The sequence below is a fragment of the Mesorhizobium sp. M1273 genome (assembly GCF_040318195.1).
Classification (GTDB): Bacteria; Pseudomonadota; Alphaproteobacteria; order Rhizobiales; family Rhizobiaceae; genus Mesorhizobium.
In genome coordinates this window covers 31,990-47,240 of the sequence record NZ_JAMYLV010000008.1, presented here as the reverse complement: position 1 = coordinate 47,240, position 15,251 = coordinate 31,990, and the positions used below count along the sequence as shown (strand labels likewise).

The 15,251-nt window shown below is 64.3% G+C and carries 13 protein-coding genes; 5 read left to right on the top strand and 8 right to left on the bottom strand.

All coding sequences use genetic code 11. From position 1 onward, the window contains the following. Positions 1 to 23: 23 nt before the first annotated feature. The 8 genes from NKH30_RS11345 to NKH30_RS11310 all read right to left on the bottom strand — a co-directional run bounded on the left by NKH30_RS11345 (position 24) and on the right by NKH30_RS11310 (position 8,309). Entirely contained in the window at positions 24 to 1,667 is a 1,644-nt protein-coding gene (locus NKH30_RS11345) for a dihydroxyacetone kinase subunit DhaK (protein WP_352469939.1), read from the bottom strand. Positions 1,668 to 1,734: 67 nt separating this feature from the next. Then, positions 1,735 to 2,748: an ABC transporter ATP-binding protein gene (locus NKH30_RS11340; protein ID WP_352448469.1), complete on the bottom strand. Its 1,014-nt coding sequence runs from the start codon at positions 2,746 to 2,748 to the stop codon at positions 1,735 to 1,737. Continuing rightward, positions 2,741 to 3,853, bottom strand: coding sequence for an ABC transporter ATP-binding protein (locus tag NKH30_RS11335; protein ID WP_352448470.1), 1,113 nt, complete (start codon positions 3,851 to 3,853; stop codon positions 2,741 to 2,743). The genes NKH30_RS11340 and NKH30_RS11335 overlap by 8 nt, the downstream gene beginning before the upstream one ends. Before the next feature lie 3 nt (positions 3,854 to 3,856). Beyond that, the gene (locus NKH30_RS11330) at positions 3,857 to 4,057 is read right to left on the bottom strand and encodes a hypothetical protein (RefSeq protein ID WP_023676334.1); all 201 of its coding nucleotides are present in this window, start codon (positions 4,055 to 4,057) and stop codon (positions 3,857 to 3,859) included. Further along, complete coding sequence (locus tag NKH30_RS11325; RefSeq protein ID WP_352448471.1) at positions 4,054 to 5,004, bottom strand: carbohydrate ABC transporter permease; 951 nt, start codon at positions 5,002 to 5,004, stop codon at positions 4,054 to 4,056. The genes NKH30_RS11330 and NKH30_RS11325 overlap by 4 nt, the downstream gene beginning before the upstream one ends. Further along, complete coding sequence (locus tag NKH30_RS11320) at positions 5,001 to 5,948, bottom strand: carbohydrate ABC transporter permease (protein ID WP_031211681.1); 948 nt, start codon at positions 5,946 to 5,948, stop codon at positions 5,001 to 5,003. Before NKH30_RS11320 ends, NKH30_RS11325 begins: the two co-directional genes overlap by 4 nt. Before the next feature lie 127 nt (positions 5,949 to 6,075). Next, the gene (locus NKH30_RS11315) at positions 6,076 to 7,407 is read right to left on the bottom strand and encodes an ABC transporter substrate-binding protein (RefSeq protein ID WP_352448472.1); all 1,332 of its coding nucleotides are present in this window, start codon (positions 7,405 to 7,407) and stop codon (positions 6,076 to 6,078) included. Between the two features lie 212 nt (positions 7,408 to 7,619). Next, a complete protein-coding gene (locus NKH30_RS11310) occupies positions 7,620 to 8,309 on the bottom strand; it encodes a PIG-L deacetylase family protein (protein WP_352743063.1) in 690 nt (229 codons plus the stop codon). A 27-nt stretch (positions 8,310 to 8,336) separates the two neighbouring features. On the opposite strand from NKH30_RS11310, the gene NKH30_RS11305 reads away from it, so the two are divergent. From NKH30_RS11305 to nhaA, 5 genes are all read left to right on the top strand, one after another. After that, on the top strand, positions 8,337 to 9,227 hold the full coding sequence (locus tag NKH30_RS11305; RefSeq protein WP_352995454.1) for a DMT family transporter: 891 nt from the start codon (positions 8,337 to 8,339) through the stop codon (positions 9,225 to 9,227). 75 nt (positions 9,228 to 9,302) lie between these two features. Beyond that, the gene (gene hrpB, locus NKH30_RS11300; RefSeq protein ID WP_352995452.1) at positions 9,303 to 11,921 is read left to right on the top strand and encodes an ATP-dependent helicase HrpB; all 2,619 of its coding nucleotides are present in this window, start codon (positions 9,303 to 9,305) and stop codon (positions 11,919 to 11,921) included. A gap of 89 nt (positions 11,922 to 12,010) precedes the next feature. After that, a complete protein-coding gene (locus NKH30_RS11295) occupies positions 12,011 to 13,336 on the top strand; it encodes an ActS/PrrB/RegB family redox-sensitive histidine kinase (RefSeq protein ID WP_352448476.1) in 1,326 nt (441 codons plus the stop codon). Between the two features lie 63 nt (positions 13,337 to 13,399). Further along, complete coding sequence (locus NKH30_RS11290; RefSeq protein WP_023676342.1) at positions 13,400 to 13,963, top strand: ActR/PrrA/RegA family redox response regulator transcription factor; 564 nt, start codon at positions 13,400 to 13,402, stop codon at positions 13,961 to 13,963. 91 nt (positions 13,964 to 14,054) lie between these two features. Then, positions 14,055 to 15,248, top strand: a complete 1,194-nt coding sequence (gene nhaA, locus NKH30_RS11285) for a Na+/H+ antiporter NhaA (RefSeq protein WP_352995450.1) — start codon at positions 14,055 to 14,057, stop codon at positions 15,246 to 15,248. Positions 15,249 to 15,251 lie beyond the last annotated feature (3 nt).

Here is a 15,251-nt window from a genome sequence, read left to right as displayed (position 1 = left end):
AATTGAAGCATTCTTTTCCCCAGTCAAGCGGGTTCGAGCAACGCAGCGAGGGCAGTGAAGACCTCGGCGACGGCAAAGGCGCCGGGGTCGACCACGCCGTCGAGCTGGCTGCCAATATAAGCGGACCGCCCGGCCTTGGCCTTGCGCATGGCAGCGGTGGCCTCGGCGCCGCGTTGCGCCGCGACCGCCGCATCTTCCAGACTCCCCCTATCCAGCGCCCTCAAGGCGGGTTCCAGGGCATCGATCATCGTGCGATCGCCGACCCTCGCTCCACCATAGAAGGACATCCGATCGAGGCCGGCGAGAAGCGCCTTGGGAAGCGTTTCGCCAGACTCCAGCGCCTGCGCGGCGGCGGTGAAGAAGATCGACAACAGCACGCCGCTAGAGCCGCCCATGCTGGCGCTCAGGATGTCGCCGACGACGGCGAGCGTTGCGGCAGGGTCAGCGAGCGGCAGTGTTGCAATGCGGCCAAGCACACTGCGCGCACCGGCCGCCACTGTCGATCCGGTGTCACCGTCTCCCGCCTTGGCATCCAGTCCGTTCAACGAGCCTTCAAGCGAGATCAGCCGTTCGCAGACCGCGACAACCAACCGGTCGGTGCGTGCGTCCTGGCTGGCTTTCGACGCGTTGTTCGGGCCGGCGGCTTTGGCCATCGGCACGACGCTGGCTTGGCGAACGGCTCTTGCCGGCAGCCAGGCGTGGGGGCCTACCGGCGCCCGCAACGCCGCTTCGCGCGACGCATCGAGCCGGATCAGCGACAGGGAAAAGCCGTTCATGTTGAGCGCGGTCATAAGCTGCCCGGGCCCGATTGTCAGCGTCACCTTTTGCGCCAGCGGTGAAGCCAGTACCGCATTGGCGACAAGCAACATTTCCAGCGGTGGCACCGAACCGAGATTATTGATCAGCAAGGCGTAGTGGCTGACCGGATCAAGCCGCGCGGCAAGGCGCTCCGACATGATCGCAACCAGCCTTTCGGCACTTTGCACCGCAATCCGCTCAACGCCCGGTTCGCCATGGATGCCGAGGCCGAGTTCGGCATCGTCCGCCCCGAATCTTTCTTCATGGCTCTGGCCGGGGATCGAGCAGGATGACAGCGATATGCCGAGCGAAACGATATCCGCCGCCACTGCCCGCGCCGCCCCGGCAATCGCCGCCAGGTCAATGCCGGCTTCCGACTGGTGGCCGGCGATCTTGTGCACGAACAAGGTGCCGGCCAGGCCACGCGGCTGGGCAATGTCCGGCAGGGCGATATCGTCGGCGACAATCACCATCTCGACCCGGAAGCCTTCGGCGCGCGCCTTCTCGGCTGCCAGGCCGAAGTTGAGGCGATCGCCGGTATAGTTCTTGACGATCAGCAGACACCCGGCGGGACCGGTCACCGCGCGGATGGCGGCCAATACCGCTTCCACGCTCGGCGAAGCAAAGATCTCGCCCGAAACCGCCGCCGTCAGCATGCCAATGCCAACAAAGCCGGCATGGGCAGGTTCGTGCCCGGCCCCGCCGCCGGAAATGACCGCAACCTTGGTCTTATCCCAGTCCGCGCGGAGAATGACCTTGATCTCGGGATAGCCGTCGAGGCGAGCGAGATCGCCGGCGCCGGTAGTATCGAGGAAGCCGTCCAGGGCCTCAGTTACGATCGTATCCCTGCGATTGAAAAAATGCTTCATCGAATTGGTCCAGTCCGGTGCCCGAAATTGCCGGTTGAAAGGTGCCAGGAAAACACTCGCGCAGCGCTCACATCAGCCGTCGCCCATCGGGGCCGAAATACAGCGGCGAGCGATAGCGGATCATGATCTTGTCGCCCTGAGCCAGGTCGGTGTCGGGGTCGGTTAGCGTCACCAGCTTCCTGGTCCCCACCGTCACATGCAGATGGTTCTGGTCGCCGAGATGCTCGACCCAATCGACGACGCCGTCGGCATGGCCGTTCGCCGCCTTCTCGATCGAAAGATGTTCGGTGCGAGCACCGATCGTCTTTGTTCCCGCCGGCGCGCCGCCATCCGGCAGCAGTCCGACCGGCAACAAATTGATTGCCGGTTGGCCGAGCCGTGCGGCGACGTGTAGGTTTGCCGGCTCAGAATAGATCGCGCGCGGGGAACCGATCTGCACCAGCACGCCGTCGGCGAGAATGCCGATGCGGTCGGCCATGGTCATCGCTTCGATCTGGTCGTGCGTGACGTAGAGCATTGTGGCGCCGAGTTCCGCCTGGATGCGCTTCAGCTCTAGCCTGAGATCGGCGCGCAGCTTGGCGTCGAGCGACGACAGCGGCTCGTCCATCAGGTAGATCGACGGCTTGCGCACCAAGGCGCGGCCGATGGCGACGCGCTGCATCTCGCCGCCAGAGAGTTTGGTCGAGCGATTATTCAGCTTGTGGTGGATGCGCACCATCTTGGCCACGTCCTCGACGCGGCGGCGGATCTGATCCTCCGGCATTTTCCGTGCTGGCGAGCGCAGCGGAAAGGCGAGGTTGTCGTAAACCGACAGATGCGGATAGAGCGAATATTGCTGAAATACGAAAGCGGTGTCGCGCTCGGCCGGCGACAGCGTCGTCGTGTCGTGGCCGGCAATATGGATCGAGCCCGCTTCCGGACGCTCCAACCCGGCGATCAGCCTGAGCGTCGTCGTCTTGCCGGCGCCGGTCGGCCCGAGCAGCACGACGAATTCCCCGTCGGCGATATGCAGGTCGAGATTGTCGACGGCGACATGCTCGCCAAAAGCCTTGGTCACGCTTTTGATGTGAACGTCAGCCATGATGTGCTCTCCCCTGGGAGGCCGAGTCATGGATTTCGGTGCGCACCGCACGCCCGGATCCTTTTGCGAACAGCGACAGCCGCGCGCTGCTCAGCGCCAGGCCCACATGATCGCCCGGATTGAGCCGGATTTCGGCCGGCACCCTGGCCTTGATGATGCCGTCCGCTGTCTCCACCGCGACGATCTGAGTGGTGCCGAGATATTCCGTGCCGTAAATAGCACCGCGCAGCTTCGAAGCGTCATCGAAGCGGATGTGCTCCGGTCGGATGCCAAGCGCCATCTCGGCCGGCGCGACGTCCTCGCGGATCTCCGGCACGGCCACCTTCGCGCCTTGCACAACAATTTCCCTGGCGCCCTTTGAAAGCCCGCCGCCGAAGCCGAGGAAATTCATCGGCGGCGAGCCGATGAAGTCGGCGACGAACATCGTCGCCGGCCGGTCGTAGATCTCGCGCGGCGTGCCGAACTGCTCGATGACGCCGTGGTTCATCACCGCGATCTTGTCGGCCATCGACATCGCTTCCATCTGGTCATGCGTGACATAGACGGTGGTGGCGTGAATGCGGTTGTGCAGTTCTCGCAATTCATGGACCATCAGGTCGCGGAATTCGGTGTCGAGCGTGCCGAGCGGCTCATCCATCAGGAAGCATTTTGGCCGCCGTACGATGGCGCGGCCGAGCGCCACGCGCTGGCGATCGCCGCCGGCAAGCCCGGAGACCGATTTGTTGAGCAGATGGTCGATCCGCAAAAGCTTCGCCGTCTCCTCCACTCGGCTCCGGATTTCAGCGCCTGGCACGCCTTGCGCCAGCAGTGGAAAGCCGATGTTCTTCCGCACATTCATGTGCGGATAGAGCGCGAACAGCTGGAAGACGAAGGCGATGTCGCGCTCGCGGGCACGCCGCATGGTGACGTCCTCGCCGCCAAGCAGGATCTTGCCGCCGGTTGGCAGTTCGAGCCCGGCGATCATGCGCAACGTCGTCGTCTTGCCGCAGCCGGACGGCCCCAGCATGACGAAGAATTCGCCGTCCTCGACGACGAAGTTGGAATCTTGCACGGCGACGAAATCGCCGAATGCCTTCCTCAGATGTTCGACCCTGATCTCGGCCATCGTCTACTCCGGAAATTTCGAGACGATGATGAACATCGCCGTGCCCGCAAGCATGGTGATGAAGGAATAGGTGTAGAGCACCAGTGCGAAGGGCTGGAACAGCATCAGGAAGCCGATGGCGATGATCGCGGTGGCGACGTTTTCCATCAGCCCGCGCCTGGCCCAGACGGGCCAGCGCGATTTGCGTTTTGCGGTCATGCTCATTTACGCACCGCGCCAAAGGTGATGCCGCGCAGCAATTGCTTGCGAAGCAGGATGGTGAAGACCAGGATCGGCACCAGAAAGATCGTCGTGCCGGCCGCGACCGCCGGCCAGTCCTGACCGCCTTCGCCGATGATGGTCGGAATGAAGGGCGGCGCGGTCTGCGCCGTGCCCGAGGTCAGCAGCGCAGCGAAGGCATATTCGTTCCAGGCAAAGATCAGGCAGAAGATGGCGGTTGCGGCAATACCGGTGGTCGCCTGCGGCAGCACCGTGCGCCAGAACGCCTGCAGCCTGGTGTAGCCGTCGATCATCGCCGCTTCTTCATATTCGCGCGGGATCTCGTCGATGAAGCCTTTCAGCAGCCACACCGCCAAGGACACGTTGACCGCCGTATAAAGCAGGATCATGCCGAGAGCCGTGTCCGACAGGCCAAGCTCCCGGTACATCAGGTAGATCGGGATGGCGACCGCGATCGGCGGCATCATCCGCGTCGACAGGATGAAGAACAGAAGGTCGTCGGCGAGCGGCACCTTGAAGCGCGAAAAACCATAGGCCGACAGCGTGCCGAGGAAAACCGCGCAAAACGTCGAGCCGAACGCGATAATCAGCGAATTGACGAAGCGCGGCATGAAGTTGGACGGGCCGGCGATCACCATATTGCGCTTGCGCACCGTCTCGTCGCACAGGCCCGTCGCCGGTCCCAGCGAGTTGATGTATTCCGGTGTTTGCCGAGTCCGGGTCGAGAACAAATTGCAGTAGCCCTCGAGGCTGGGCTGGAACAGGATCTTCGGCGGATAGGCGATCGAATCCGGCGGCGTCTTGAAGCTGGTGGCGAAGATCCACAGCAGCGGCACGATCGAGATCAGCGCGTAGGCGACGATGATGGCGCCGGCGACGCGCTTCGACGTGGCCGACGGCGCGACAACGGAATGGGCTGACGTCAGGCTCATCTCTGCTTCACCTTGTTGAGCGCCTTGACGTAGATGTTTGCGAGGCCAAACACTGCGACGAACAGGATGATGGCGAAAGCCGAGGAATAGCCCGTCCGCCAGCTTTCGAAGGCCTGCCGCTTCAGCGTGATCGAGGCCACTTCGGTGGTCGATCCCGGCCCGCCGCCGGTGAGCAAATTGACCATGTCGAACATCTTGAAGTTCTCGATGCCGCGAAACAGCACCGCCAGCATGATGAAGGGCAGCGCCATCGGCAGCGTGATCGACCAGAACTGCCGCCAGTTGGAGGCGCGGTCGACCTCGGCCGCTTCGTAGATGTATTCGGGGATCGAGCGCAGGCCGGCGAGGCAGATCAGCATTACGTAAGGCGTCCACATCCAGGTGTCGACGATGATGATCGACCATGGCGCCAGTGACACGTTGGAGAGCATGCTGATCTCGGTTGCCGGAATGCCGGTGACGAACGAAACGGCGTAGGCGAACAGCCCGATCTGCGGCTCGTAGAGAAAGCGCCAGAAATTGCCGACCACCGCCGGCGATAGCATCATCGGCACCAGGATGATGGTCGTCCAGAAGGCGTGGCCGCGGAACTTGCGGTCGATCAGCCAGGCCAGAGTGAAGCCGATCAGCGTCTGCAGCAGGATGGTCCAGAACACGAAATGCGCCGTCGTCTGCATGGCGATCCAGATGTCCTGGTCGGCGAGGATGCGCTTGTAGTTGGCCAGCCCGAGGTTCTTCACAACCTCGTTGGGCCGATTGGCGCGAAAATTGGTGAAGGACAGATAGATTGCCCAGAACAGCGGAAAGATGTTGATAGCTAACAGCAACAGGATCGTCGGCGAGATGAACAGCCAGGCGAGGCCCTTGTCGCTGATGCCCCGGACCTTGCGGGCCAACGGCTCGGGCGTAGCCCGGGCAACGCTGTCCGCCGTCCGATTGAGCATGGTCAGTCCTGCTTCGGTCACTTGGCTCGTCTCTGACAATGGAATTTATCTGAACTGTGTCCCGTGCCAAGTGGCACGGGACGGTTCGGTCATGGGCTCGGGAGGAGCCGGTTACATCTTGCCCCGGCTACATCTTGCCATCGTCCTGGAAGACCTCGGTCCAGTCCTTGACGAGGCCGTCGAGCGCATCCTTGGCCGAGCCTTGCCCGGCAACGACATAGTCGTGGAAGCGCTTCTGCGATGCCTGCAACAGCGGGGCATAGCTCGGCTCGGCCCAGAAGTCCTTCACGATGGCCATCGAGTCGAGGAAGGTCTGCGCATAGGGCTGGCTGGCCGGGAAGGCGGGGTCCTTGACGACCGCGTTGAGGCAGGAATAGCCGCCGAGCGACCACCATTTGGACTGCACGTCCTTGTTGGCGAACCATTTGATGTATTTGAGCGCGGCTTCCTGCTTGTCGGAATAGGAGACCACCGAGATGCCCTGGCCGCCGAGCTGGGCGAACTGGTCCCCGTCCGGACCTTTGGGATTGACGAAATAGCCGATCTTGTCGCCGCCGACATTCTCGTCCTTCTGCAGGCCTGGCCAGGTGAAGGCGAAGTTCATGTGCATCGCCACCTGGCCGGATTTGAAGGCATCAACGCCTTCGCCCATGTAGCTGTTCGAGGCGCCGGGAGGGGTGCAGCAATCGTAGAGGGCTTTGTAGAACTCCAGGCCCTTCACCGATTTATCGGAGTTGACGAAGCCTTCCATCTCGTAGGGTTTTTTCGGGTTTTCGTACTGGAAGCCAAAGCTGTAGAGCACGTCCATGGCGCCCATGGTGATGCCTTCCGAGCCGCGCTCGGTGTAGATCGACGCGCCATAGACGGTCTTGCCGTCGATGTCGCGCTTCTGGAAGAATTCGGCGATCTGCTTCAATTGGTCGAAGGTCGTCGGCGGGCCGAGATCCCAGCCGTACTTTTCCTTGAATTCCTTCCGCAGCTCCGGCTTGGAGAACCAGTCCTTGCGGTAAGTCCAACCGACGACGTCACCCATGGCCGGCAGCGCCCAGTAATTCGGCGAGTTCTTCGGCCATTCCGAATAGCCGACGACGGTCGCAGGCACGAAATCATCCATGCTGATCTTCTCCTTGTCGAAGAAGTCGTTCAGCTTGACGTAATGGCCGTTCTCGGCGGCACCGCCGATCCACTGGCTGTCGCCGATGATGAGGTCGCACAGCTTGCCGTGCGAATTCAGCTCGTTGAGAAAGCGATCGGCATAGTTGGTCCACGGCACGAATTCGAATTTCATGCCGATGCCGGTTTCCTTGGTGAAGTCCTTGGACAATTCCACAAGCGCGTTGGCCGGGTCCCAGGCTGCCCAGCAAAGCGTCAGATCTTCTGCCTGCGCGACATTCGAAACGGCTGTCGACGCAAAGAGTGTCGATGCCAGTCCCAACGCCAATTTCAAGGTCGATTTCATGCCTTCCTCCCATTTGCGAAACGCGTCCGGATGACGGTTTCAAGAGCCCGCTAAACCCCTCCTCGGGGGCCCAAACACAACGACGCGGCGGCGCACCGGATGTTTAGTAATTTGTTTAGTGATGCAATTTTTACTAAACAAGGCAAGCGAATTCGTTGCTGCACCGCAGCATGCTGGACAGGAAAGCAACGTGAGAAGTTGCGGCGACCTGTCTAGGTCACCGTCTTGTTGCTGACGGCCACCGGACGGATAACTGGGGCCGGCGGCAAAAGCGCGCGGATATCGGCGAAGGGGAAGACTGGCTCGAAGCGGAAGGCCTCGGCAAACGATCCGGCCGGGCCGTTGCACTGGCCGGCGCGAAAGGCGTTCTGCGTGCGCGCCGCGTCGACGAAACGCTCGGGATCCTGCGACTGGTGCGCCCTGATCGCCTCCGCCTTGAGATCGAAATGCCTGGAGGTGTCGACGTAGTGCGTTGGCGAAAACCCGGTGCCGCCGAACGTGTCGGCATGTAGCACCGGCACCGAGAATGACGCTGCGATGCGCACGCCATCCGACAGCGCGCGGTGGTCGCCATGATAGTCGTTCGGCGCATGCGTTATCACCAGATCCGGCCCTATCTCGCCGATCAGTGCTTTGAGCGCCCCGATCAGCGCGGCATCCGCGACCAGCCCGCCATCGGGAAAGTCGAGGAAGCGCGGCGTCACGCCAAGCAGGCCGGCCGCCGCCGTCGCCTCCTTGCGGCGCGTGCGGGCAAGTGCGGCCGGATCGCCATAGCCGCCCCTGGCGCCATCCGTGGCTATGGCAAAAAAGAGTTCTGCGCCTTGCGCGGCATAGGCGGCCATCGTACCGAACATGAAGATCTCGATGTCGTCCGGATGCGCGCCAAGCGCCAATATCTTCACTCTCATCTCTCCCGGAAATGGAAAAACGTGCCCAACGGAATTCTGCTCGCGCTCATCGCCTATGCAAGCTATTCGTGCAGCGACGCGGTTGTCAAAAGCCTGGGCGGGCAGTTCAACGTCTTCGAGATCGGCTTCTTCTCGACATTGTTTGCCGGCTGCTTTCTGCTCTTTGCCAGGCCGGCAGGCGAGCGCTGGCTCGATTTCTGGCGCACCAACCGGCCCTGGGCGGTACAGGCCCGGGCCTGGGCCGGCATCGGCTCGGGCGTGCTCAGCGTCTATGCCTTCACCACCATTCCGCTGGCGGAAGTCTATGCGCTCATCTTTCTGGCGCCGCTGTTCGTCACTATCCTGGCCACGCTGGTCCTCAAGGAGAAGGTCGGCCCGTGGCGGTGGCTGGCGGTGGTCGCCGGCTTTGCCGGGGTCATGCTGGTCGTCAGGCCGGGGTTTCGCGAATTGCATCTTGGTCATCTGGCGGCGTTCATCATCGCCTTCCTGGCCGCCACCAATGTGATCCTGATGCGTTCGCTCGCCGCGCAGGAAAAGCGCACGACGATGCTCGGCGTGCTGATCGGCTACGGCCTGCTCTTCAACGGCGCCGGTGCGGCGGCTACCTCGTTCTCGCTGCCGGATGGCAGGCAATGGGCCTGGCTGGTACTGGCCGGCGGCTTTACCGCCGGCGGCCAGCTGCTGCATCTGCTGGCGGTCAAATACGCACCGGCCAACCGCATCGCGCCGACGCATTACTCGCAGATCGTCTGGGCGGTGGTTCTGGGTGCGCTGTTCTTCAGGGAATATCCGGATTTTCTGTCGCTGGTCGGCTTGGCCGTGGTCGGCGGTTCCGGCCTGCTGACCATGGTGCGCGAGGAGGTGCGGCTCGGCACGGTGCGCTGGAACCCGTTTTCGCGGACCAGGCTTTGAGTCGGCGCCGAGGTTGCGCCGCGACCGCCACCGCTGATATGCGGTTGCTGCCAACTGGCTGCACAGCATAGCACAATGACGACAAAACCCTTGCCGGACCTGCCGGTCTCCGTTGTCTTGCCGGTGCTCAATGAAACGCTGAGCCATGGTAACAGCGCCGTGCTGGTGGCGCCACCCGGTGCCGGCAAGACGACGCTGGTTCCACTGGCGCTGCTCGACGCTGAATGGCTCGGCGCCGGAAAGATCATCCTGCTCGAGCCGCGCCGCCTCGCCGCCCGCGCTGCCGCCCGCCGCATGGCCGAATTGCTCGGCCAAGAGCCCGGCGAAACCGTCGGCTATGCCATGCGCATGGAAAACCGCAGTTCCGCAAAGACCAGGGTTCTCGTCGTCACCGAAGGCGTGCTGTCCCGCATGATCCTCGACGACCCGGAACTGCCTGGTGTCGCGGCGGTGCTATTCGACGAGTTCCACGAACGCTCGCTCGACGGCGATTTCGGGTTGGCGCTGGCGCTTGACGTGCAGGGTGCGCTGAGGCCCGAACTCAGATTGCTGGTGATGTCGGCAACGCTCGACGGCGCGCGTGTCGCAAAATTGCTGTCCGGCGCGCCTGTGATCGAGAGCGCAGGCCGCGCCTTCCCGGTCGACATCCGCTATGACGAGCGGCCGGCCGGCGTCACGATCGAGGACGCCATGGCCAAGGCGATCCGCTCGGCGCTTGCCGGGGAGGAGGGCAGCGTGCTCGCTTTCCTGCCCGGCCAGCGCGAGATCGAGCGCACCGCCGAGCGGCTGGCGGGCAAGGTCGGCGCCGATACCGACATCGTGCCGCTCTATGGTATGCTCGACAACAAGGCGCAGGACGCGGCGATCAAGCCGGCGCCGCTCGGCCGCCGCAAGGTCGTGCTGGCGACGTCGATCGCCGAAACCTCCATCACCATCGACGGCGTCCGCGTCGTCATCGATTCCGGCCTGTCGCGGCTGCCGCGCTATGAACCGGCGAGCGGCCTGACGCGGCTGGAGACGGTGCGTGCTTCCCGCGCTTCCGCCGACCAGCGCGCCGGCCGTGCCGGACGCACGCAGCCGGGCGTCGCCATCCGGTTGTGGCGGGCCGAGCAGACAGCGGCCCTGCCGGCCTTCACGCCGCCGGAAATCCTCGAGGCCGATCTTTCCGGCCTGTTGCTCGATAGCGCAGCGTTCGGCGTCGCCGATCCGACCAGTCTATCCTTCCTCGACCCCCCGCCGGCTCCGGCGCTCACCGAGGCGAGGGTACTGCTACGTGCGCTCGATGCTGTCGATGCGGCAGGACGCCTGACGGATGCCGGTGCCGCGATGCGTAGGCTGGCGCTACCGGTGCGGCTCGCCCATATGGTCGCCGAGGCGGCAAGGACCGGAGAGGCGCTCGAGGCGGCGATGCTCGCCGTATTATTGACCGAGCGTGGCCTTGGCGGCGATGGTGCCGATCTCGAACGGCGGCTGCTGCGCTTTCGCGCCGAAAGATCGCCGCGCGCCACCGCCGCCCGGCAGCTGGCTGAGAGGCTGGCAAAGCAGGCTTCACCCTTCCCCTCCAGGGGAGGGTCGGCGAGCGAGCCGAGCGCAGCGAGACGAGCGAGACGGGGCGGGGTCGTCGATGGCGTGCCCGAAGCGGCCCCACCCCTATCCGCTACGCGGATCGACGCGCCGGGGCGAGCCACGGGTCTCGCCCGTCCTTCCGACCCCCTCAAGGGGGAGGGCAGCACAGCCGGCGCTCTCCTCATCCATGCCTGGCCGGATCGGGTCGCCAAAGCGCGCGGCGAGCGTGGCCGCTTCGTGCTTGCCAACGGCTCGGGCGCCATGCTCGACGCCTCCGATCCGCTGGCCGGCGAGACCTGGCTCGTCGTCGCCGACCTGCAGGGCAAGGCGCAGAACGCCCGCATCACCGCAGCGGCAGCCATCGATGAGGCCGACATCCGCACTGCGCTGGCGGAAAAGATCGAGGCCCGCCGCGAGGTGAGCTTCGACCGCGACAGGCGCGCGGCGCGGGTGCGCGAAACGGTTCGCCTCGGCGCCATCACGCTGTCCGAACGCATGCTGCCGGCGCCGACCGGTGCCGACGCGGATCGCGCCATCCTCGACGCCTTGCGCGAACACGGCCTGTCCCTGTTGCCGTGGAACAGGGAGGCGGAGACGTTGCGGCAGCGGCTCGGCTGGCTGCATCGCGGCCTCGGCGTGCCATGGCCCGATGTCTCCGATGCCGCGCTCCTCGAGCGCCTCGACGACTGGCTGCTGCCGTTCCTTTCCGGCGCGGCATCCTTTGCGGCAATCGATCCCAGCGTGCTTTCGCAAGGCCTGATGACGCTGGTGCCGCACGAATTGCAGCGCAAGATCGCCACATTGGCGCCGACCCATTTCGACGCGCCGTCGGGCAGCCGGCTGCCGATCCGCTATGACGGCGAATGGCCGGTGCTGGCGATCCGCGTGCAGGAACTGTTCGGCCTCGACCGGCATCCGGCGATCGCCAACGGCACTGTGCCGCTGACGCTCGAATTGCTGTCGCCGGCGCACCGGCCGATCCAGACGACGCGCGACCTGCCCGGCTTCTGGCGCGGCTCCTGGGCCGATGTGCGGGCAGAGATGCGCGGCCGCTATCCCAGGCATGTCTGGCCGGAGAACCCGCTTCTCGCCGCCGCCACCAGCCGCGCCAAGCCGCGCGGTACCTGATGCTTCCAGACTGTCATCCCGAACCGAGGCCCAGCTTCGACGGTTTTCGGAAAAGACCTCCGGCTGTTTCCCCTCTATAATCACTGGCCATGATAAACATCCTGCACGCACCCGACTTCCAGCAAAGCCAGCGGCTGCGCCTCAACACGCTGATCAGGTTGCGCTGGCTTGCCATCGTCGGCCAGAGCCTGACCGTGCTTGTGGTCGCTTACGGGCTGAAATTTCCGCTGCCGGTCAGCATGTGTTTTGCGCTGATCGCCTGTTCGGCCTGGATGAACCTTTTGCTGACTTTCCGCTATCCGGCGGCGCATCGGCTTACCCCGTTCTCGGCCTTTGCCATCCTGACCTTCGACAGCCTGCAGCTTGCCGGCCTGCTCTACATGACCGGCGGCCTTACGAATCCGTTTTCGCTGCTGATGACCGTGCCCGTCGTCGTCTCGGCGACGTCGCTGCCGCTGCGGCTGACCGCCATGCTCGGCGCGCTGGTGATCGTGGCGGCGACGCTGCTGGTCTTTTACCACCTGCCGCTGCCCTGGCATGAGGGGGCGCCATTGGCGATGCCGTTCATCTATGTCGCCGGCATGTGGATGGCGGTGTTCTGCTCCATCGCCTTTACCGCGATCTATGCGTTCCGGGTGGCCGAGGAGGCGCGGCTGCTTGCCAACGCGCTTGCCGCCACGGAATTGGTGCTGCAGCGAGAACAGCATCTCTCGGCCCTCGACGGCCTCGCCGCGGCCGCCGCACACGAACTCGGCACGCCGCTCGCCACCATCACGCTTGTCGCCAAGGAGATGGAGAAGGCGCTTGGCGAAGATCCGAAATACGGCGAGGACGTGAAGCTGCTGCGTTCGCAGAGCGAGCGCTGCCGCGAAATCCTGAAGCGCCTGACCAGCCTGTCCTCCGAGAGCGAGGTGCACCTCTCGCGCCTGCCGCTGACCTCGCTGGTCGAGGAGGTGACGGCGCCGCACCGTGATTTCGGCATTTCGATCAAGCTTCGGCCGGGCGAGCGCATCGGCCCGGAACCGGTGGGCCGGCGCAATCCCGGCGTCATTTACGGCCTCGGCAATCTGGTCGAGAACGCGGTCGACTTCGCCCGCAACAGCGTGACAGTGCGCTGGAACTGGAATGAGGCCGCCGTCAGCTTCTCGATCATCGACGACGGGCCGGGCTTTCCACCGGAGATCATCGACCGAATCGGCGAACCCTATATGTCGACGCGACAAGGCACCGAAGCTGGCGGCGGCCTCGGCCTCGGCCTATTCATCGCCAAAACCTTGCTCGAACGCTCCGGCGCGACGCTCGATTTCCGCAATTCAAGCGAGCCCGGCGAGGGCGCCATCGTGCAGATATCGTGGCCGCGCAGCGTCTTCCTCAATCCCGAGCAGGCTTCGGCCACCATGTTCGACACGGCCTAAATTGGACAATAGCGTTGCGAAACTATATTTGCGTAAAAATCAGGCAGCAGGATTTTCAGCACGATGAGTACTGACGAAACGATTGGCGCAATGGTCGAAGGCGAGGACACCTCGCTGCTGATCGTGGACGACGACAAGCCGTTCCTGACGCGGCTTGCCCGCGCCATGGAAACCAGGGGTTTCGTGGTCGAGACGGCGGAGAGCGTCGAGGAGGCGGTTGCCAAGGCGCGCGCCAATCCGCCGGCCTATGCGGTCGTCGACATGCGGCTGGCCGACGGCAACGGCCTCGACGTCGTCGCCGCGATTCGCGAGAAGCGCGACGATGCCCGCGCCATCATCCTCACCGGCTACGGCAACATCGCCACCGCGGTGACGGCGGTAAAGCTCGGCGCCATCGACTATCTGTCGAAGCCGGCCGATGCCGATGATATTTTTGCCGCCCTGACCCGCACCGCGGGCGAACGCGCAGCGCCGCCAGAAAATCCAATGTCGGCCGATCGCGTGCGCTGGGAACACATCCAGCGCGTCTACGAAATGTGCGACCGCAACGTCTCGGAAACCGCACGCCGCCTGAACATGCATCGCCGCACGCTGCAACGCATCCTCGCCAAGCGCGCGCCGCGCTAAAGGGCTCTCATTACAGGCTTGCCCGGCCAGCGCTGTTTGCGCATCATCGCTTGGCGGTGTCGGACCTTGCCGCTGATACGACGGAGGCGACATGCAGGACGAAAAGCGGCTGGTCTCCATGCTGCGCGAATTCCTCGACAGCGAGGCGGCCGGCGGCCTCATCCTGATGGCTGCGGCGGCCTTGGCCCTGATCGTCGCCAATTCGCCGCTGGGCGAGGCTTATTTCTCCGCCCTCCATGCCTATCTCGGACCGCTCAGCGTCTCGCACTGGATCAATGACGGCCTGATGGCGGTGTTCTTCCTGCTGGTCGGTCTCGAGATCAAGCGCGAAATGCTTGACGGCCAGCTGTCGACCTGGCCGCGCCGCGTGCTGCCCGGCATCGCCGCCGCCGGCGGCATGGCAGCGCCGGCACTGGTCTACGTCGCCATCAACCGCAACAATCCAGCCGCTCTGTCCGGCTGGGCGATCCCAACCGCCACCGATATCGCCTTTGCGCTCGGCGTGCTGTCGCTGCTCGGCAGCCGCGTCCCGGGTTCGCTGAAGATATTCCTCACGGCGCTTGCCATCATCGACGATCTCGGCGCGGTGCTCATCATCGCGGTGTTCTATACCAGCGGCCTCTCGCTCGCCTATCTCGGCGCCGCCTTCGCCGTGATCGCGCTGCTGGTGGTGCTCAACCGCATGCGGGTGCTGACGCTGCTGCCGTACATCTTGCTCGGCATCGTTCTGTGGGTTTTGGTGCTCAAATCGGGCGTCCATGCGACGCTCGCCGGCGTCGCGCTGGCCCTCACCATACCGCTGAAGATATCGCCGGGCAGCGGCCATGATCTCGACCATTCGCCGCTGCACCGGCTCGAACACGGCCTGCACAAAGTCGTCGCCTTTTTCGTCATCCCGATTTTCGGCTTTGCCAACGCCGGCGTCTCGCTCGCCGGTCTCAGCGCTGCCGCCCTGGCCGAGCCGCTGACGCTCGGCGTCGCCGCCGGCCTCGTCTTGGGCAAGCTGGTCGGCGTGTTCGGGTCTTCCGCGCTTGCCATCCGGCTTGGCTTCGCCGATCTGCCGGTCAATGCCGGCTGGCTGCACATGGTCGGCATTTCGCTGCTCTGCGGCATCGGTTTCACCATGAGCCTGTTCATCGGCTTGCTCGCCTTCGCCGGCGACGCCGCCCTGCAGGACGCGGTCAAGGTCGGCATCCTCGCCGGCTCTTTCATCGCCGCGCTCCTAGGCGCCGCAGTGCTGCTGGTCGCGCCGGCCGCAGGCGAGGCGGAGGAGGCGGAAGAATAGGCG